1 pseudogene is annotated in these 383 nt (G+C 38.1%); it reads right to left on the reverse strand.

Features of this window, described 5'->3' with window-relative positions:
- Positions 1-157 precede the first annotated feature (157 nt).
- Positions 158-383: pseudogene (locus BA053_RS07585) on the reverse strand (hypothetical protein); the annotation flags it as partial.

Raw genomic sequence — 383 nt, forward strand, 5'->3', positions numbered from 1 at the left:
TCTGCATCAGCTTCAATTTCACGTGAGAGATCATGCAACTCACCATTTACCTTAAAGGCAATTGCTTCTTTCAAAACATCCGGTTGTAATATATCAAAGCCAGTAACTTTACCACTGTATTCTTTTACTTTTTGTTCGGCTGAAAAAGTAATCCTAATCATTTATCGACCCTTTTGTCTAACCCTCTCTTTGTCATCCCAGTGCGTGACACTGGGATCCATCTTATTTTTATAATGGAAATTAGTTTAACGTATGCTCCTAAAATCTGTTGTCCATTGCACAATTTGCAAATATTTTTATACCTGGACCCCAGTGTCAAGCACTGGGATGACACCTTTGTGTTTGAGGCAAAACAGGCTATAACATTTAACATACTGCCCTCG

Source organism: Wolbachia endosymbiont of Nomada ferruginata (assembly GCF_001675785.1).
Classification (GTDB): domain Bacteria; phylum Pseudomonadota; class Alphaproteobacteria; order Rickettsiales; family Anaplasmataceae; genus Wolbachia; species Wolbachia pipientis.